At 65.7% G+C, this 18583-nt stretch carries 14 protein-coding genes; 7 read left to right on the top strand and 7 right to left on the bottom strand.

Translation table 11 applies throughout. The features are described from left to right. The first annotated feature begins 135 nt into the window (after positions 1 to 135). From ACQY80_RS02360 to ACQY80_RS02340, 5 genes are all read left to right on the top strand, one after another. A complete protein-coding gene (locus ACQY80_RS02360; RefSeq protein ID WP_428683264.1) occupies positions 136 to 1140 on the top strand; it encodes a LacI family DNA-binding transcriptional regulator in 1005 nt (334 codons plus the stop codon). Positions 1141 to 1234: 94 nt separating this feature from the next. Continuing rightward, a complete protein-coding gene (locus ACQY80_RS02355; protein WP_428683262.1) occupies positions 1235 to 2488 on the top strand; it encodes an MFS transporter in 1254 nt (417 codons plus the stop codon). 58 nt (positions 2489 to 2546) lie between these two features. Further along, positions 2547 to 3449 (top strand): aldo/keto reductase, encoded by a 903-nt coding sequence (locus ACQY80_RS02350; RefSeq protein WP_428685718.1) that lies wholly within the window; start codon positions 2547 to 2549, stop codon positions 3447 to 3449. Next, entirely contained in the window at positions 3446 to 4513 is a 1068-nt protein-coding gene (locus ACQY80_RS02345) for an LLM class flavin-dependent oxidoreductase (RefSeq protein ID WP_428683260.1), read from the top strand. Before ACQY80_RS02350 ends, ACQY80_RS02345 begins: the two co-directional genes overlap by 4 nt. Positions 4514 to 4763: 250 nt before the next feature. After that, positions 4764 to 4979 carry a hypothetical protein gene (locus tag ACQY80_RS02340; RefSeq protein ID WP_428683258.1) on the top strand — a complete coding sequence of 72 codons (216 nt, stop codon included), beginning with the start codon at positions 4764 to 4766 and terminating at the stop codon, positions 4977 to 4979. Positions 4980 to 4981: 2 nt separating this feature from the next. Here ACQY80_RS02340 and ACQY80_RS02335 read toward each other — a convergent pair whose 3' ends face one another. Together ACQY80_RS02335 and ACQY80_RS02330 are read right to left on the bottom strand one after the other, a co-directional pair. Next, a complete protein-coding gene (locus tag ACQY80_RS02335) occupies positions 4982 to 6148 on the bottom strand; it encodes an iron-containing alcohol dehydrogenase (protein WP_428683256.1) in 1167 nt (388 codons plus the stop codon). Continuing rightward, entirely contained in the window at positions 6145 to 7479 is a 1335-nt protein-coding gene (locus ACQY80_RS02330) for a spinster family MFS transporter (RefSeq protein WP_428683254.1), read from the bottom strand. Before ACQY80_RS02330 ends, ACQY80_RS02335 begins: the two co-directional genes overlap by 4 nt. Before the next feature lie 175 nt (positions 7480 to 7654). Here ACQY80_RS02330 and ACQY80_RS02325 point away from each other — a divergent pair, with 175 nt between their 5' ends. Next, complete coding sequence (locus ACQY80_RS02325) at positions 7655 to 8494, top strand: sugar phosphate isomerase/epimerase family protein (RefSeq protein ID WP_428683252.1); 840 nt, start codon at positions 7655 to 7657, stop codon at positions 8492 to 8494. 49 nt (positions 8495 to 8543) lie between these two features. On the opposite strand, the gene ACQY80_RS02320 is transcribed toward ACQY80_RS02325, so the two are convergent. The 3 genes from ACQY80_RS02320 to ACQY80_RS02310 form a co-directional block, all read right to left on the bottom strand. Continuing rightward, entirely contained in the window at positions 8544 to 9968 is a 1425-nt protein-coding gene (locus ACQY80_RS02320) for an FGGY family carbohydrate kinase (protein WP_428683250.1), read from the bottom strand. Positions 9969 to 10085: 117 nt separating this feature from the next. Then, on the bottom strand, positions 10086 to 11489 hold the full coding sequence (locus ACQY80_RS02315) for an FAD-binding oxidoreductase (RefSeq protein WP_428683248.1): 1404 nt from the start codon (positions 11487 to 11489) through the stop codon (positions 10086 to 10088). A gap of 1 nt (position 11490) precedes the next feature. Then, a complete protein-coding gene (locus ACQY80_RS02310) occupies positions 11491 to 13044 on the bottom strand; it encodes a glycerol-3-phosphate dehydrogenase/oxidase (protein ID WP_428683246.1) in 1554 nt (517 codons plus the stop codon). 65 nt (positions 13045 to 13109) lie between these two features. On the opposite strand from ACQY80_RS02310, the gene ACQY80_RS02305 reads away from it, so the two are divergent. Continuing rightward, entirely contained in the window at positions 13110 to 14027 is a 918-nt protein-coding gene (locus tag ACQY80_RS02305; RefSeq protein ID WP_428683244.1) for a LysR family transcriptional regulator, read from the top strand. Here the strand turns inward: ACQY80_RS02305 and ACQY80_RS02300 are convergent. Then, complete coding sequence (locus ACQY80_RS02300) at positions 13973 to 15982, bottom strand: alpha-glucosidase (RefSeq protein ID WP_428683242.1); 2010 nt, start codon at positions 15980 to 15982, stop codon at positions 13973 to 13975. The genes ACQY80_RS02305 and ACQY80_RS02300 overlap by 55 nt on opposite strands. Positions 15983 to 16198: 216 nt before the next feature. Continuing rightward, positions 16199 to 18511: a TonB-dependent receptor gene (locus tag ACQY80_RS02295; protein ID WP_428683240.1), complete on the bottom strand. Its 2313-nt coding sequence runs from the start codon at positions 18509 to 18511 to the stop codon at positions 16199 to 16201. Between the last annotated feature and the right edge of the window lie 72 nt (positions 18512 to 18583).

The raw sequence follows: 18583 nt of genomic DNA, 5'->3' as shown, positions 1-18583 counted from the left end.
TCATATCGCCAAGCGGCGCGGCTACGCAAGGCTTCTCTTGCGGAAGCGACGACGAGACGCTTAAGCAGACAGCGATAGTCAAAACGGGGAGCCAGCGATGTCATTTTGCCGGAACGGGGCGGAGCGTATGCGCGCATGACCCGGGCGACGATCAAGGATGTCTCGCGCGTCGCGGGCGTGTCGATCAAGACCGTGTCGCGCGTCCTCAACAAGGAACGCTATGTCAGCGACGACATGCGGCAAAAGGTCGAGGAGGCGGTCGCGCGCCTCAACTATCACCCGAGCCTCGCCGCGCGCACACTCGCGGGCAAGCGCTCGTTCCAGATCGGGCTGATCCACGACAACCCCAGCCCCTATTATATCTTCAACATGCAGGCCGGGGTCGGACAGCGTTGCCGTGAGGCAAACTTCCGCATGATCATCCAGCCGTGCGATGTGAACTCGCCCGGCCTGATCGACGATATCGGCGCGCTGATCGATCAGGCGCAGCTCGACGGCATCATCATGACCCCGCCGGTGACCGACGTCGGCACCGCGCTCGCGGAGCTGTTTCACCGCAAGATTCCGGTCGTCCGCGTCCAGCCGGGGACCGATTTGACCGCGACGTCAGCGGTTTATATCGACAACGTCCAGGCGGCCGACGACATGACCGCTTATCTGATCTCGCTCGGTCACCGCCGCATCGCGCTGGTCACTGGCCATGCCAATTATTTCGCCAGCGGCCAGCGTCTGACCGGCTATCGGCAGGCGTTGCAGCGCGCGGGGATCGGCTTCGATGCCGCGCTCGTCCATCCGGGCCAATTCGCTTTCCAGTCGGGCGCGGCAGCGGCCGAGGCGCTGCTCGCCCTCGACGAGCCGCCGACGGCGATCTTCGCGAGCAGCGACGAAATGGCGGCTGGCGTTCTCGCCGCGGCGCATCGCTTGGGCGTATCGGTCCCTGACCAGCTCTCGGTCGCGGGTTTCGACGACACCGATCTCGCGCAGGTCGTCTGGCCGTCGCTGACGACGATCCGCCAGCCGATCCGCGATCTCGGCTATGCCGCAGCCGACCTGCTGCTGGAATTCGGCGAGACGATCGAGCGCCGGCAATTACCCCACGAACTGATCGTGCGCGGATCGACGGCGCCGCCGAAAAGCTGATCTCAACCGGGACAGGTAATGAAGAAAAGCCTTGTCCTTTTCGGTATGACAACGTTATCTTATCGGCCAACGACAGATTCGGGGAGAGACGATCTTGGCGCAAATCGCCGATAAACGCCGCTGGCTGGTGGTGGGGCTCGTCTTCGTCGCGATCGTCCTCAACTATGTCGACCGCCAGATCCTCGCGCTGTTGAAGCCGACGTTGCAGGCCGAGTTCGACTGGACCGACCGCGATTACAGCCACATGGCTTCCGCCTTCCAGTTCGCCGCTGCGCTGGCTTTCCTCGGCACCGGCTGGTTCATCGACAAGGTGGGTCTGCGCCGGGGCTTCGCGATCGGTGTCGGCATCTGGAGCCTTGCGGGGATGGCGCATGCCTTTGCAACCACCGTCGCGGGCTTCGTTACCTCGCGCGCGGTTCTCGGTGCGGCGGAGTCGATCGGAACCCCCGCAGCGGTGAAGACCGCCGCCACTTACTTTAACGCGAAAGAGCGCAGCTTCGTTCTCGGCCTTGGCGGCATCGCACCCAATGTCGGCGCAATCCTGACGCCCTTGCTCATCCCCCTGATGGCGATGATGTGGGGCTGGCAGGCGACTTTCCTGATCGCCGGCGGGCTTGGTCTCGTCTGGGTGGTCGTGTGGCTGATGGTGCGCATTCCCGAACAGCCCAATGCGGCCCGCGACGCCGCAGCGCCGGCCATCCCGTGGAGCAGCCTGCTCCGCGATCGCCGCCAGTGGGCGGTGATCCTCGGCAAGGCGCTGACCGATCAGGTGTGGTGGTTCCTGCTCTTCTTCATGCCCGACCTGTTTCACCGCGTTTTCGGGCTGACGCAGGGAACGCTCGGGCTTCCGGTCGCCTTCGTCTATTTCATGGCCGCGCTCGGCGGCATCACCGGGGGCTACCTGCCGTCGTATCTGATGGGCCGCCGCGGCTGGACCGTGAACGCCGCGCGCAAGACGACGATGCTCATCTACGCGCTACTCATCCTGCCGGTGCCCTTGCTCGTCGGCGTCGACAGCGCGTGGGTCGCGGCGATGATCCTCGGCCTCGCGCTCTTCGCGCATCAGGGATTTTCGACCAATCTTTTCGGGCTCACCACCGACGTCTTTCCGGCGCGCATCGTCGGGTCGGCGATCGGGATCGGCGCCTTCGCTGGCAATCTGTCGGGCATGGCAATGATCGAGTTCGCCGGCTGGTCGCTCGACACGGGGCGTGGCTATCTGCCGATGATGCTCGTCTGCGCCGTCACCTATCTCGTCGCACTTGCCGCGATCCACCTCATCCTGCCGCGCATCGTCGCGGTCGACGAGGAGGAAGACGGCGAGACTGGTCCGATCCTCGCACACTGACGAACGCCGCATACGAAAGCCGCTTCACTCGTTCTGACTTATGGAGTATATGACAGCGATGTCAGATTTTCTACCCGCTCCCGCCAATGTGACCATCGCCGGTCACGAGGTTTCGCCCATCGCCTGGGGCATGTGGCGCTTCGCCGGCGCCGATGTCGCCACGGCGCGCGCGCGCGTCGATGCCGCGTTCGAGGCCGGTGTTACGCTGTTCGACACCGCCGACATCTACGGCTGCGACACGCCCGGCGGTTTCGGCTCGGCCGAAGCGCTGCTGGGCGATGTGTTCGCCGAAGCGCCCGGCCTTCGCGACCGGATGATTCTCGCCACCAAGGGCGGGATCATCCTCGGCGTGCCCTATGACAGCAGCCCCGCCTATCTGACCTCGGCGATCGACATCTCGCTGAAACGCCTGCGCACCGACCATGTCGAACTGTGGCAGATCCACCGTCCCGACCTCCTCACCCACCCGCAGGAAATTGCGCGCACGCTCGAGGAGGCGCATCGCGCGGGCAAGATCGGCGCGATCGGCGTCTCGAACTTCACGCCCTTGCAAACGTCGGCACTCGCCAAATTCCTGTCCGTTCCGGTGGTCAGCCATCAGAGCGAATTTTCGCCGCTTCACCTGAACCCGCTGTTCGACGGCATCTTCGACCAGTCGATGGCGGAGGGGATGAGCTTCCTCGCCTGGTCGCCGCTCGGCGGCGGCCGGCTCGGCGATCCGGCCGACGAGCGCACGCGCGCAGTCGCCGGACTGCTCGACGCGAAGGCCGCCGAGTACGGCGTCTCGCGCGCCGCCGCGACCTATAGCTGGGTGATGGCGCATCCCGCGCGCCCGATCCCGATCGTCGGCACGCAGAATGTCGAACGCATCGGGGAAATTCCGCAAGCCTTTGCCCCGCGCTGGACGCGCGCCGAATGGTATGCGGTTCTGCAAACATCGATGGGGGAGAATCTGCCATGACCGACCGCACGTGCGAGGTTAGCTGGTTTTCGGCGCTCTGCGACGACGACTATGAATTTCTGGGTGTCCCCGACCCGATGCTCAAGTCGAGCTGGGAGCACTGCCGCGACATCGTGATGCAGGCCGACAGCCTCGGCTTCGACAATATCCTGCTCCCGTCGGGCTATGCGCTCGGCATCGACACCACGGCCTTCGCCGCCGCGATCGCGACGATGGTGAAGCGCATCCGCCTGCTGATGGCGGTGCGCATCGGTGAAAGCTGGCCGCCGCAGCTCGCGCGCCAGATCGCGACGATCGACCAGATCCTCGGCGGCCGCCTGACGGTCAACATCATCTCGTCCGACATGCCGGGCGAGACGATGGAGTCCGAACCGCGCTATCGCCGCACGGTCGAGGCGATGCATATCCTGAAGACCCTGCTCAATGGCGAGGCGCTCGACCATGATGGCGAGTTCTGGAAGCTGCAGGTCGCCCCGGCGCGCGTCGGCACCGTTTCGGGCAAGGCGCCGCCGCTTTATTTCGGCGGCCTGTCGCCGGCCGCGCGCGACGCCGCCGCCAAGGGCTGCGATGTTTTCCTTATGTGGCCCGACCGCGAAGAGGTGGTGAAGGAGATCATCGCCGACATGACCGCGCGCGCCGCCGCCTATGGCCGCACGCTCAAATTCGGATACCGCGCGCATATGATCGTGCGCGACACCGAAAGCGAGGCGCGCACCGCCGCCGACCGCCTGCTCTCGAAACTCGACGCCGCAAAGGGCGCCGAGATCAAGGCCAAGTCACTCGATTCGCAGTCGTTCGGCGTGAACGCGCAGGTCGCCTTGCGCGAAGCCGCGTCGGACGACGGCTATGTCGAGGACAATCTCTGGACCGGCGTCGGCCGCGCCCGCTCGGGCTGCGGCGCCGCGATCGTCGGCGATCCCGATCAGGTGCTGGCAAAGCTGAACCGCTATCAGGACATGGGCATCGAGGCGTTCATCCTCTCAGGTTACCCGCACGCCGCCGAAGCGGACCTGTTTGCGCGCCATGTGCTGCCGAAAATGACGCACGGGCCGCTGATACTCTAACCTGTCGAACAGGCACCCACCTCGTCACCCCGGACTTGATCCGGGGTCCACGCAGGCAAGCGCCTCCCGCGACGTCATGGATCCCGGATCAAGCCCGGGATGACGATGGTGTGAAGGATGCCCCGCCTCCACGTTTGAGACGTAGGAGAGAAGGAGACGGGGCGAGCGCGCTTATGCAGGGCGCGGCTTGCGGAGGGATGAACGAAGGCTTTGATCTTGTCCGGTTTTCAAATCGCGGCATAATTGGGATATGGAAGCGCAGCTTTTTGAAGATCGTGGCATGCGATGCCGCTGGGCCAGCGATGTCAGTTACGACGGTATCCGCCTGGAAGTGATTGCTGCCAACGGCGACGTTCTTTTCGACGTCGGGGTTCCAGACGAGGGGCCGTTCAGCGTGAACACCTTTGGTGCCGACGTTGATGCGGACCTTATCGTCGCGGCAATCGAACTAGCTCGACAGCGATAGCTTCACCCCGCCCAGACCTGCGCATAAAGTTCCGCCATCTCCTCGGCATCGGGTACGCGCGGGTTGTTCGCGGGCGATCCCGACGCCGCCGCCTGCGCGCACATTGTCGGCACCAGCGCGTCCCAGCGCGCCGCGTCGATACCCCATGCGGCCGGCCCCGGCACCTCGAGCTCGCGGTTGAGCGCCGCCAGTTCGTCGAGCAGCCGCGCCACGGCCGACTGATCGCCCTCCGTCACGTCCGCCACCCCCATCGCCCGCGCGCAATCGGCGTAACGATGAAGCGCCGCGGGCGCCGACCAGGCGGTCACCGCGGGCAACAGCATCGCGTTCGACAGCCCGTGCGGGACATGGAAATGCGCGCCGATCGGCCGGCTCATCCCGTGGACCAGCGCGACCGAGCTGTTCGAGAAGGCGATCCCGGCCTGCGTCGCCCCCAGCATCATCGCCTCGCGCGCCGCGGCATCCGTCGGGTCGCTGCACACGCGCCGCAAATTCGGCGCCAGCGCGCGCATCGCGAGCAGCGCCATGCCGTCGCTGAACGGGTTCGCGCGCTTCGACACATAGGCCTCGATCGCATGGACCAGCGAATCGATCCCCGTGTCGGCGGTCAGCCTTTTGGGCTTGGTAAAGGTCAGCTCATAATCGACGAGCGCCGCGATCGGGAGGTAGGCGAGCCCCGGGCACAGCATCTTCTCGTCGGTCGTCTCGTCGGTGATGATCGTGAAGCGCGTCGCCTCCGACCCGGTGCCCGCGGTTGTCGGGATCGCGATCACCGGCAGCCCGGGCGCGTCCTGCACATGCGGTGCCTTGTAATCGGCCATCGCGCCGCCGTGCATACCGAGCAGCGCGATCGCCTTTGCGCTGTCGAGCGGGCTGCCGCCGCCAAAGCCGACGACGCAGTCATGATCGCCGTCGTTCAGGAAGGCGACCCCTGCATCGACTGAGGCCACCGTCGGGTCGGGCACCGTATCGGCGAACACGCGCGACGCGATCCCCGCCGCCGTCAGCCCGTCGACCAGTTCGGCCACGCGCCCGCTGCTTACCAGCCAGCCGTCGGTTACGATCAACGGCCGCGACAGTCCCAGCGACGCCAGCACTTCGGCCAGTTGCTTCGACGCGCCGCCGCCGATACGGAATATGCGGGGCAGGGCAATGCTGGCGATACTCAACTGACCATCTCCTCACGGATCGAACTGCGCGCCATCCAGAACAGCGCCGAAGCGAGCGCGCCGAAGAGGATGAAAATCATCAACGACCAGCGCACGCCGTTCGCCGGCCCTAGCCCGAATGGGCCCGCGAGGAAATCGCTGACCAGCCCAACGGCCACCGGTCCCAGCCCCAGCCCGATCAGGTTGATGATGAACAGCAGCACCGCCGACGCGGTCGCGCGTGTCTGCGGCCTGACCAGCCCCTGCACTGCGGCATAGCCCGGCCCATACCACATGGTGTTCAGCACCGGCGGAAAGGCGAACATGATCAACGCAAACACCGCCGAATCCGAAAGCAGTCCGGCGATGTAGAAGGGAATGCCCAGCAGCGTCGAAACCGCCGGGATCGCCACATAATAGCGCAAGTCGCGCGCGCCGAACCTGTCGGCCAGATAGCCGCCCGTCCATGTCCCCACCGCGCCAGTCAGCCCCAGCACGATCCCCAGCGCCACGCCCAGAAATCCTGTCAGACCCAGTCCGAAATCATCCGCAATCGCGGTCAGCTCGACCGCATGGTTGCGAAAGAAGAAGGGCGCCAGAAACGCCGCAGCGCCATAGCCGATGAACGCCTTGATCGCGGCGGCGAAGGCGATCAGCCAGAAGGTCCGCTTGCCGCTGATCTCGGCCATCGCGGTCTTCAGGTCGGGGCGCGCGGCCCTGATCGCAGCAAGGTCGGCATTCATCTGTCGCCGCGGCTCCTTAAGCGTCGTCCACGCGACGAGCGCCATCAGCAGCCCCGGTGCGCCCGCAAAAAGAAATGCCGTCCGCCAGCCATAGGCATCGGCGATCAGCCCGCCGAGCGCGAGCCCGAGCAATCCGCCGAGGGGCGTGCCAAGGGCATAGAAGGCGAGGGCCGAGGCGCGCTTCTCCTTCGGCGTATAATCGGTGATCAGCGAATGCGCCGGCGGCGTGCATCCCGCCTCGCCGATCCCGACGCCGATCCGGCACAGCACGAGCTGGGCAAAGGTCTGCGCATGGCCGCACGCGATTGTGAACAGGCTCCACAGCCCTGCCGACACCGCGATGATCCGCGGCCGATGCCCCGTTTCGGCATAGCGCGCGATCGGGATGCCCAGCACGGTATAGAAAAGCGCGAAGGCGAGACCCGTCATCACCCCGAGCTGCCAGTCGGCCAGATGCAGCTCGTTCTTGATCGGCTCGGCGAGGATCGCGACGATCTGCCGGTCGAGAAAGTTCAGGATATAGATGACCAGCAATACCGTCAGCGCATAGCGGCGGTATGCCTTCGACACTGGCGCGATGGCGGGTAGGGCGGGGGCTTCGGCTGTCATCTCAATCCTCTCACAATCTTATTTTTCTTCGTCATCCCGGGCTTGACCCGGGACCCGCCTTCTCTTGCCGAAGAAGAAAGGCAGGCCCCGGATCAAGTCCGGGGTGACGTTTGAGCGAGGCCAATTGACTCCCGCACCCGGCACGATATGACAGCGTTGTCTGAAAGGGAAGCCATTGCCCGAATTGCTCGTTCTTCAATCGGTCTGGGGCCTCGACAAATGCCCCGGTTTCGACATCGAAAACCGCCTCGACGAGGCGCTTGGCGAAGTCGCCGCCGCAGGCTTCGACGGCGTTGGCGTCAACCTCGCGCGCACCGCGCGCACCGACGGCGTCGCGCGTGTGATGAACCCGCTCGGCCTCGCATGGGAAGGACAGGTGCTCGTTCACGACGCCGACCAGCTCCGCCACTGGATCGTTGAGGCAGAGCGCCTCGGCGCGCATCACCTCAACGTCCAGATCGCCGGCCCGACCGCCGACTTCCGCGCCGCGCTGCGCCTGATCGACAGCCTGATCGCAGCGGCAAAGGATGCGCCGCTCCCCGTCTGGTTCGAAACGCACCGCGGCCGCCTCACCAACGACCTGCTCTTCACGCTGCAATTGCTCGAAGAGCGCCCCGACCTGCCGCTCACCGCCGACCTCTCGCACTATCCGGTGGCGGGCGAAATGGAGCTGCCGCTCCGCCCCGATCAGCTCGCGGCGATCGAGACGATCCTGCAAGGCAGCCACAATTTCCACGGCCGCGTCTCGACGACGCATCAGGTGCAGGTCGCGCTGGGCGCCCCTCAGCATCGGGGCTGGCTCGACCAGCATGTCGCCTGGTGGCGCCGCGGCTTTGAGCTGTGGCTCGAGCAGGCGCGCGAAGGTGACGCGCTGACCTTCATGTGCGAGCTCGGGCCTCCTCCGTACGCTATTACCGCGCCCGACGGCAGCGAGCTGACGAACCGCTGGGACGAGGCGCAGCGCATGCGCGATATCGTGCGGGGGGTGTGGCGCGAGGTCGCCGGAACTGCGTAATAGCCCCTCCCCTGAAGGGGAGGGGCTTGATATGATCCCGACGGTGTTTTCACACCGCCACCGCATCGCGCCAGCGCGCAAACGCGGCATCGGCCTCGTCGCGCGAAACCTTCGGCAGAAACTCGGCATCATACCTTGCGAGCCGCTTCAAATCGCTCTCGCCGAACAGTCCCGCGCCCATGCCCGCTGCAAGCGCCGCGCCATAGGCACTCGCTTCGCGCACCGCGTGGCGTCGCACCGGCCGTTGCAATGCGTCGGCCTGCAACTGCATCAGCGTATCGCTCGCCGACAACCCGCCCGCTACCGGCAGCGCCTCGGGCACCGGCAGCGCCGCCGCAATCACATCGGCAATCTCGCGAAAGCGGAACGCGATGCCCTGCAACGCCGCGCGCGCCACTTGCGCTGGCCCGTCGGCAAAGCTCAGCCCCGCGATCAGCCCACGCGCCTCGAACTTGCCATGCGGCGCCCCCATGCCGGCAAGCGACGGCCGCACCACGACATTCCCCGCATCATTCACCGAAGCCGCCGCCGCTTCCAACGCTGCAGGCGATGCAAACAGGCCCAGCCCGCCGCACAGCCACTCGATCATCGACCCGGTCGTGATCACCATGCCCTCGACGCAAAAACGCGGCTTGCCGCCCGCGAATGCCAGCGCCTCGGCGGGCATGCTGCTGTGGATCGTCTCGGGCGTCTCGCCGGTTCCCGCCATCAGCACCCCCGACGTGCCATAGGTCGCCTTCCAGTCGCCGCGTCCCAGCGCGCCATGCGCGACCATCGCGGCCTCCTGATCGGCGATCAGCGCGGTGATGGGAACGCGCGCGCCAAGCGCCGCCGGATCGCTCTCGGCAATCGCGCCCCAGCTTTCGACCTGCGCCGGAAACATGGTCGCGGGCAGGCGCTGGTGCGTCAGCAACGCCGCATCCCAGCCCGCGCCGTTCGCATAATCATAATAGCCCGTCAGCCACGCCGCCGACGCATCGGTGACATGCGCGCCGCTCAGCTTGTAGACCAGCCAGCTATCGAGCGTCCCCCATTGCAGCGTCGCCGGATCGCGCCCCGACATAGCGATCGCCGCGGGCAGCTTCGCCGACGGCACCTGCGGCCAGCCGGTGAACCCCGCCGCGCGCAGCTTTTTATATTCCTCCATCCCGCGCAGGTCGCTCCACACCAGCATCGGTGCGACCGGCTCGCCGGTGGCGCGGTCCCACAGAACGATGCTCGCGCGCTGCGTCGTCACCCCGATCGCGGCGACATCGGCGATGCTACGCCCCGCCGCGGCGAGCGCGCCGTCGATCACCGCGCGGCATATGGTCCAGACTTCGCCGGCATCCTGCTCGACCAGCCCGGGGCCGGGGAAGTGGCTCGCGATCGGCCTCTTGTCGACGCCCAGCACCGTACCGGCCGGATCGACCAGCATCGCGCGCGCGCCCGTCGTGCCCGCATCGAGTGCGAGGAGGAGGTGGCCGTGCGTCACTTAAAGCCCCTCCCCTTCAGGGGAGGGGTCGGGGTGGGGTCTCGAAACCTTGAGCAAGGCCGATGGACCCCACCCCCAACCCCTCCCCTGAAGGGGAGGGGCTTATAAGATTCCGACCTACGCATCGGGTATCAGATTGCCCGGGTTCATGATCCCTTCCGGATCGAGACAATTATTCAACCGCCGCAACAGCGCAACGCCGCTCTCGCCAAGGTCATGGTGCAAATAGGGTTTGCGCAGCCGCCCCGCGCCATGATGATGCGCGACCCCGCCGCCATGTTTCGCGGTCGCTTCCATGATCGCGCGCCAGCCGGCGAAATAGGCGGGTTCCATCTTCGCGCTGTCCTCGAAGGTCGCGGCGAAGCTGAAATAGAGGTTGATCCCCGAGCGGTAGACGTGACTGCTATGCGCCGATGCGTTGATCACGCCGGGGATCGCATTCAGCGCCGCAATGCTGTCGTCATAGATCGCGCCTATCTCGCTCCAGCGCCCCGAAATCTCGACCGTGTCGGCGACATAGCCCCGTTCGAACATGTCGCGCCAGCTCGGCACATGGTTGCGCTTTTCAATCCATTGCTTCGCGGCCAGCGGATCGCCCGCTTCCAGCCCAGCCGCGCCGCAGATCTCGTGCATCGCCGCCAGTTCGGCATCGACGCGCGCCTGCGGTCCCTCATGGACCATCAGCAGCATCGCCTTGCCATCGCGCTCATAATCGCGGAACAGCCGCCGCACCTCGCGCCCGTCATATTGGCGCATCACCGGCGGACGCCAGTCGGCGCGCACAATCTGCCGCTGCGCCTCGAACCCCGCGCGCATGTCGTCGGCATAAAAGATGCTGTAATCGCGGTGCGGCGCCTTCGCGCGCAGCGAGAAGGTCACCCCGGTGATCACCCCCATCGTTCCCTCGGCGCCCATCAGCAAATGCCGCAGATCCGGCCCCGCCGCGGCGCGCACCGCCTTGCCCAGCGTCACCAGCTCGCCGTTCGGCAGCACGGCCTCGATCGAATGGATGATGTCCTCGATATTGCCATAAGCGGTCGAAAATTGGCCCGACGCGCGCGTCGCGACCCAGCCGCCGACGCTGCTGATCGCGATCGATTGCGGCCAGTGGCCGATCGTCAGCCCATGCGCCGCGACCGCCTCCTCGGCCTCCATGCCGTTGAGCCCCGCATCGAAGCTCGCGAGCAGGTCGTCGCTATCGATATAGCGCACCCGGTTCATCGAACTCATGTCGAGCAGGATGGCATCGGGCGTCGGCTCGATCCCACCGCACACCCCGCTGCCGAGGCCAAAGGGGATCAGCGGCACGCGCTTCTCGGCCGCAAGCTTCACTGCTTTCTGCACATCCTCGACCGACTGCGGCCGCACGACGCAGCCCGGCGCAGCCACCGCTTCGCCGCGCCAGTCGCGCAGATGCTTGACCGCCCACTGGTCGTAACGCCGCGCGTTGAGCGCATCGGCATCGCTCGCGACGCGGTCGGCGCCGATGGCGCTGGACAGGGCTTCGGCAATCGAACTCATCTCACTCTCCCAAAAGCCTGCGGCTCTCATCGTTGATCTGGCTGCAATGCGCGATTTGCGATGCCTTCATGGCGTCATCCCAGCCAAGCAGTGCGCCCATCGCATTGGCGGCGGGGGCGAGCGCGGTGAGGCCCGCACCGTCGTCGAACCAGGCACGCGCACTCCGCCGCACCCAATAATCCTCCAGCGTCGATGCGCCTTCATGCGTCACCGCGCGCGTCGCCTCGGCAGTCACATCACCCCCCGTGATCACGATCTCGTTCGCCTCGTCGCCGTACAGCCCCGCCAGCCGCTCGGCCGCCAGCGGATCGAGTCCCGCCAGCTGAACCTCGCGCGACCCGCCGGGCAGCGGGACTTCGGCGGTCGAACAGGGCTGCGCGGTCGCGCCCAGCCGCTCGACCACCAGATCGACGACACGCTCGGCCATCGCGCGATAGGCGCTGAGCTTGCCCCCCGCGATCGACACCAGCCCGCCGGGCGAGGTCCATATCTCATCCTTGCGTGAGACTTCGTTCGCCTTCTTCCCCGGCTGCGCAATCAGCGGCCGGACCCCCGACCAGAGCGACACGATCTCGCTATCCCTGATCGGATCGATGCTCAGCGCCGCTTCGGTCGCGCGCAGCAGATAGTCGATGTCCTCGCGTGTCGGCGCGGGCCAATAATCCGCGCCATCATGAAATACGTCGGTCGTGCCGATGTAGGAGAAGGCCCCGCGCGGCACTGCAAAGATGCTGCGTTTGTCGGGCGCCCGAATGATGATCGTCGAATGGATCGGCAGCCGCGCGCGCGGCAGCACCAGATGGATACCGCGGCTCAGCGACATGCGAACATCGCCTTCGCCAGTTTCCAACCCGCGCACTGCATCGACCCACGCGCCCGCCGCGTTGACGATCAGCTTCGCCTTGATCCGGGCGCCGAGCCCGTCGTCCAGCGTCGATGTCGCAACCAGTCCGTCGCCCGTCAGCTCCGACGCCGCCGCATGGCTCACGACAACCGCCCCCGCGCCCTGCGCGCTGCGGATATTGGCGAGCACCAGCCGCGCATCGTCGGTCAGAAATTCGGGATAGAGCACCGCGCCATTGAGCTTTTCCGTCCGCATCAGCGGCTCGCGGGCCTGCAACTCGGCCAGCCCGATCACCTCATGCTTCTCGGCCTCGGGCACGCCGCCCAATTTCTCGAAGGTCCAGAGGCCCGTCCGCAGTTTCGCGGTCATCGCCATGTTCGTCGTCGGGATCAGGAAGGGCGACAGCCGCGTCAGGTGCGGCGCGATCCGCCGCAATATCTGCCGCTCCGACGCCGCCTCCTTGACCAGCGCGATATCGCCCTGAGCCAGATAGCGCAGCCCGCCGTGGATCATCTTCGAGCTTCGGCTGCTCGTCCCGCTCGCATAGTCGCGCGCCTCGACCAGCGCGACCGACAGCCCGCGCATCGCCGCGTCGCGCGCGATCCCCGCGCCGGTAATCCCGCCGCCGATCACCGCCAGATCGAACGTCCGCGCTTCCAACTCGGCAAAGACCTGCGCGCGCCGCCGCGCGTCGAGTTGGGTGCTGCTCATGCGTTCACGCTAAGCGCATCACAGCGGCATTGGTATTGCATTATGGGAATGATATGGTGTGCGCCATGAACCTCCGCCGCCTCCGCCATTTCGACACGCTCTACCGCCTCGCCAGTTACGCGCGCGCCGCCGACGAACTCGGCCTGACGCAGTCGGCGCTGACGCGATCGATCCAGAAGCTCGAGGAGGAGTTCGGCGCCACGCTGTTCGACCGCACCACCCATTATGTCCGCCCGACGAGCGACGCCGATCGGCTGATCCGCTCCGCCCGCGATGTCATCGCCGCCTCGGCGAACCTCGAACAGGAGGCGCGGGGTCTCGGTCAGCCGAGCAGCGGCACCGTCGCGGTCGGCAGCGGTCCCTATCCGTTGCAACCCCTGCTGACCGACGCGATCGCGCGCTTTGCCGAAACGCACCCCGGCGTCCGCGTCACCGTCACCGGCGGCCCGTCGGAACAATTGCTCGAAACCCTCGTCGACCGCCGCCTCGACCTTGTCGTCTGCAACCGCGCCAAATTCGCCTCCTCGGGCCACGCCGACGAAGTGCTCTGCATCCCGCTCCCGCCCGACCCTCTTGTGCTCGTCTGCGCCCCCGATCATCTGCTCGCGAAGGGGCAGGGCGACAGCGCCGATTTCCCTTGGGCGCTCCCGCGCCCCGCGCCGGGCAGCAACCTTCCGCGCGCGGTTCGCGCGCGGTTCGCTGCAGGGCAGTTCCCCGATTACGAGCTCGATTCCACAGCCGCTTGCCTCGACATGGCGCGCAGCGGCCGCGCAATCACTGTCGTGCCGCAGCGGCTCGCATTGCGTAGCGGCCTGCACATGATCGCGCTCCCGCCGTCCGAAGTCACCCGCGACGCAATCCACCTCCTCCGCAACCGCAGCCGCAGCGCGCTGGTTGCCGCCTTCGTTGCGGTGCTGAAGGAGGTCGCTCAGGCCGACACGATCCCGTCGAACAGCATCGCATCGGCCGATCCCGTGCGATAGAAAACCGGCGGCTGTCCGAACGGCGCCGCGACGGTCACATCGCTACCGCCCGCATAGCTCTGTCCCGACCACACATGCACCCAATCGGCCCCGGCAGGCAGATAAGTAGTCCACTCGCTTTTCCCCGCCGCGATCACCGGCGCAACGAGCAGATCGGGCCCGAGCAGATAAGACGTCTGGATCGCATAAGTCTCCGCGTCGTCCTCGAAATGCAGGAACAGCGGGCGCTGCACCGGCAGCCCCGTCTCCGAAGCCTCCTTCGAAAGCCGCCGCAGATAGGGCGCCAGATGTGCATAAATCCGCGTCATCTTCGCAAAATGCGCGAGCATTTCGGGATCATCGTCATATTGCACATTCTGCCGCGGGCGGTTGCCCTCATGCGTGCGGATCATCGACGTGAACGCCGACATCTCGGCCCAGCGCATCGCCAGCTCGGCGTCGCGCACCGTGTCGAACAGGCTGGTATAGCCGCCACAGTCGCTGTGATGATGCGCGTTGCCGAGCATCCCGGCCGACAGCGCGGCGCAGATCACCGTGCCGATCCCGTCGTGGCGCGAGAAATCGACCGCCTGGTCGCCCGCCCACAGCATCGGGCAATGGCCCTGCACTCCGGCGGCGCCGGAACGCATGAACACCATCATCTCGCCCGTTTGCCCGCGCCCGGCGATGCCCTTCGCATTGACTTCGCCCCACAACGCCGGCCAGCGGTTGTGCGCGGTCATCCCGCTCTCGCCATTCGCCAGCCGGACGTCGACGGGCAGATACTCGCCGAAATCGGCCATCCATCCCGACAGCCCGAAATCGATCATCTTCTCGCCGATGATCGTGTCGGCGAACCACGCCGCCGCCGCCGGGTTGGTGAAATCGACATGCCCGCAATCAAACTCGCCGAAGTCAATGATATAGGGCTCGTCCTTGTCGGGATGCATCACCATGAAGCCCTGCGCCGCCGCTTCGGCATAGAGCGGGCCATCGACCGCCAGATAGGGATTCACATAACCCAGAAAGCGGATCCCGCGTTCGCGCAATTCCGCAATCCGCGCGGGCAGTTCGGGGTAGCGCTCGGCATTCCACTGCCAGTCCCAGAACAGCCGGTTGCCGAAGCTGGTGATGCGCAGGCCCACCCAGTCCTCGCACCACAGCCCCGACACCGCGACCCCGGCGTCTTCATAGGCTTTCAATCGCGCAAAGCTGTTGTCGCCGTCTTTCAGGCCGATCACCGCGCCCTTCAGCAGCCATTCGGGCAGCGGCGGCTGGCGCCCGAAACGATCCGACAGCGCCGACACCAGCCCGGTAAAATGCGGCCGTGCCCACAGCTCGATCTTCGCGGGAATTTCCCACACCTCGATCTCGTGATAGTCCGCATTGCGGAAATCGAACGCGGAATAGGCAAAGCTGTCGACATGCAGCGCATAGCGCCGCGAACTCACGAAAGTCGGCTGCGGATAATTGGTGTGCGTCGTGCTGCCGCCTCCGCCCTTGCGGTGCGCCTCGACTTGCCGGAACAGTTCCGAAGACGGATCGCGCCCGACCCCCGGCTCGCTCGACCACAAGGGAAAATGCCGCCCGCGCAGATCGAAATAGGAAAATTGCTCGCCGCCCCCCCACACATGCTCGCCCGCCTCGGCGGGCACGCGCAGCCACAGCCGGTTGAGCGTCGTGTCGAGCGCTTTCAGCGCGATCGCCGCATCGTCGCTGTCACCTGACAGCCTGGCCTCGAGCAACCACGGAGCACCCGCACTTTCGGCGAAACGCAGCACGTCGCCATCGACCTCGACATGCCCCAGCGCGATCCGCTCGATAACATCTTGCGAAACATCGAAATGCCCGAGCTTCGAATGCACATGCGCCTCGCCGCGCCCGACAAAGAAACAGGGTGCGCCTTCGCGATGCGAAAGGATCATCTGTCCGCCGAGGCGGAGCGCAAAGCCGGTGTCGAGCGCATCAAGCGCCATGGGGAGGATCCTTTCCAAGCCTTCACACGATCCTCCCTGTCGCGAAGCGATGGGGAGGGGGACCGCCGCGAAGCGGTGGTGGAGCGGCGACGACGTTTGCGTTCAAGCCCCTCCGTCAGCGGCCAACGCCGCTGCCACCTCCCCATCGCTGCGCGACAGGGAGGAAGCGGGAGTCCCCGCCGCATCGTGGACTGACGCGGCGGGGCAGGGGGTTCGTCAGAAGTTCATGCGGCCCGTGACGCCGACATAGCGTTCGGCATCGCGCGGGGTGATCTGGCGCATGAACGACGTGCCGTTCGGGATACGCTGGATCACGAACTGCTTGTCGGTGATATTCTTGACCAGCAGCGAAAGCGCATATTTGTCGTCGGCGGTGCGCAGCGTGACCCCGGCATCCCAGATCGCATAGGGGCTCTGGAAGGCATTGGGGTTCTGGTTGATGTCGAACTGGGTGCGGCTCTGGTAAACGAGCGAGCTGTTCAGATCGACGTTGAACCCGTCGAGGCCCAGCGGCAGTCGCCAGTCGACCGTCACCGTCCCCTTGTATTTCGGCGCGAACGGCAGCGGCTTGCCGTTGATCGCGTCGGCACAGGTCACCGCGGCGCCGGTGGGGCAGATGAACTTGTTGATGTGCGCGTCGGTGTAGTTGAAGCCGCCCGACAGCGAGAAATTGTCGGTGACCGCCGCGTTGAAGTCCACTTCGATGCCGCGCGTCGAGACCGAACCCGCATTGGTCAGGCGGGTGACGACCTGGCCCGCGACGATATCGAGGAAGTTCGCCTGGTAATTGTCGTACTTGGCATAAAAGGCCGCGAGGTTCAGCGTCAGGCGGCGGTCGAACAACCGCGTCTTGAGGCCGGCCTCATAGGCGTTCGACTTTTCGGGATCGATCCGGCCGGTGTCACGCGCCTGCATGTTGAAGAAGACGTTGAGCGCCGGTCCCTTGTAGCCGCGCGTGTACATGCCATAGGCCATGACATCGTCGCTCACGTCATATTGCAGGCCGGCATTGCCCGACCAGCCGTTGTCCTTGATCGACCCCGACGAAGCGAAGGCCGGGTTCACGCCCGAAAAGGCGGTTGCCTGCGTCGATCGGCGCGCAAAGTCATAGCTGACCTTGTCGTTGGTATGGCGCAGGCCCAGGATGCCGCGGAACGCGTCGGTGAAGTTGAACGTTCCCTGCCCAAACGCCGAATAGCTGGTGAGCTTGGTCGTGAAGTCGGCATTGCCTTCGTTGGTCGTATAGGTCGACGATCCTGCCGCGCACGGCGTCAGTCCGCCCACGGTCGGCAGCGTCGAGGCGGTGCACGCGGTCACAGTGCGGTTGAAGAAGTCGACTTCCTTGGTCTTGTAGAAATAGAGGCCCGCGACATATTCGAAGAATTGCGGGTTCGACGATGCGATGCGCAGTTCCTGCGTGAACTGGTCGAACTTCAGGTCGCCGCGGTCGTGCGAGCGCACGTCGCCCGACGCGGTGCCGGTGTTGACATAGGAGGGCGCATCCGAACGGAAATCGCCGTCGCGCTGCTGGAAATTATACCAGTGGCGATAGGCGGTGATCGAGGTCAGCGTTGCGCCGCCCAGATCGAGGTCGAACTGGCCCGAAATGCCGCTGTTCTTGTCCTTGGTGTACGGATCGAGGTCGTTGTCGATGTCCTTGTTCTTGCCGTCGAGCGTCAGCGGCGCGAGGCTGGGGATGAACACCGCATTGTTGAACGCCGACGAAAAGACCGTGCCGATGCTGTCGGCATAGCCATTGTCGCTGCCCTTCGAATAATCGGCGATCAGCGTGATCTTCAGCGCGTCGGTCGGCTCGGCGATCAGCTTGCCGCGCACGCCCCAATGCTCGTAGCCATTGACCTTGTGGTTGTTGAACACGTTGCGGCCGTTGCCGTCGAACTGCGACCAGAAACCGGTGAGCGACGCTTTGATGCCCTCGCCAAGCGGGCCGCCGACGCTGCCGCGGATGCGATATTCATTGCCCTCATACCAGGCGGCGTCGACATAGCCGCCCAGCTCGTTGCCGGGCTCGCGGGTCACGATGTTGATCACGCCGGCGCTGGCATTCTTGCCAAACAGGCTGCCCTGCGGGCCGCGCAGCACCTCGATGCGCTCGACGTCGAGAAAGTCGGACGTCTGCTGGCCGGTGCGTGCATAGACGACGCCGTCGATCACCGTCGACACCGACGGCTCGACGCCCGACGAGAAGCTGATCGTGCCGACACCGCGGATCGAGAGAGCGGAGTCCTTGTTGGTGTTGCCCTTGCGGAAGGTCAGGGTGGGGACGCGCTGGAACAGCTGCTCGGCCGAATTGACGTTCGACCGTTCCAGCATGTCGCCCGATACGACCGAGATCGCGACCGGCACGTCCTGCAGGTTCTGTTCGCGCTTCTGCGCGGTGACGATGATGTCGGTGGAGGCAAAGGCTTCCTTGGTTTCGGCCTCCTGCGCGTGGGCCGGAACGGCGAGCATCGCCATCCCCAGGGCCGTGGTGATCGCCAGATACGCTTTGGCTTTCGACGAAACCATGTTCAGATCCTCCCTTTGATACGCCGCTGAATCGATATGTCAATCATTTCAATTGACAATTACGGGCCGACC

It is taken from the genome of Sphingopyxis sp. (assembly GCF_965279755.1).
Lineage (GTDB): Bacteria > Pseudomonadota > Alphaproteobacteria > Sphingomonadales > Sphingomonadaceae > Sphingopyxis.
Note: the sequence above shows the minus strand (reverse complement) of the source record. Positions and strands in the feature narration are given on the sequence as shown.

Coding starts and splice junctions, on each gene's coding strand:
- ACQY80_RS02330 (WP_428683254.1), bottom strand. CDS start 7,479: ATGACAGCCGAAGCCCCCGCCCTACCCGCCATCGCGCCAGTGTCGAAG.
- ACQY80_RS02360 (WP_428683264.1), top strand. CDS start 136: ATGACCCGGGCGACGATCAAGGATGTCTCGCGCGTCGCGGGCGTGTCG.
- ACQY80_RS02300 (WP_428683242.1), bottom strand. CDS start 15,982: ATGGCGCTTGATGCGCTCGACACCGGCTTTGCGCTCCGCCTCGGCGGA.
- ACQY80_RS02310 (WP_428683246.1), bottom strand. CDS start 13,044: ATGAGCAGCACCCAACTCGACGCGCGGCGGCGCGCGCAGGTCTTTGCC.
- ACQY80_RS02295 (WP_428683240.1), bottom strand. CDS start 18,511: ATGGTTTCGTCGAAAGCCAAAGCGTATCTGGCGATCACCACGGCCCTG.
- ACQY80_RS02315 (WP_428683248.1), bottom strand. CDS start 11,489: ATGAGTTCGATTGCCGAAGCCCTGTCCAGCGCCATCGGCGCCGACCGC.
- ACQY80_RS02305 (WP_428683244.1), top strand. CDS start 13,110: ATGAACCTCCGCCGCCTCCGCCATTTCGACACGCTCTACCGCCTCGCC.
- ACQY80_RS02350 (WP_428685718.1), top strand. CDS start 2,547: ATGTCAGATTTTCTACCCGCTCCCGCCAATGTGACCATCGCCGGTCAC.
- ACQY80_RS02345 (WP_428683260.1), top strand. CDS start 3,446: ATGACCGACCGCACGTGCGAGGTTAGCTGGTTTTCGGCGCTCTGCGAC.
- ACQY80_RS02340 (WP_428683258.1), top strand. CDS start 4,764: ATGGAAGCGCAGCTTTTTGAAGATCGTGGCATGCGATGCCGCTGGGCC.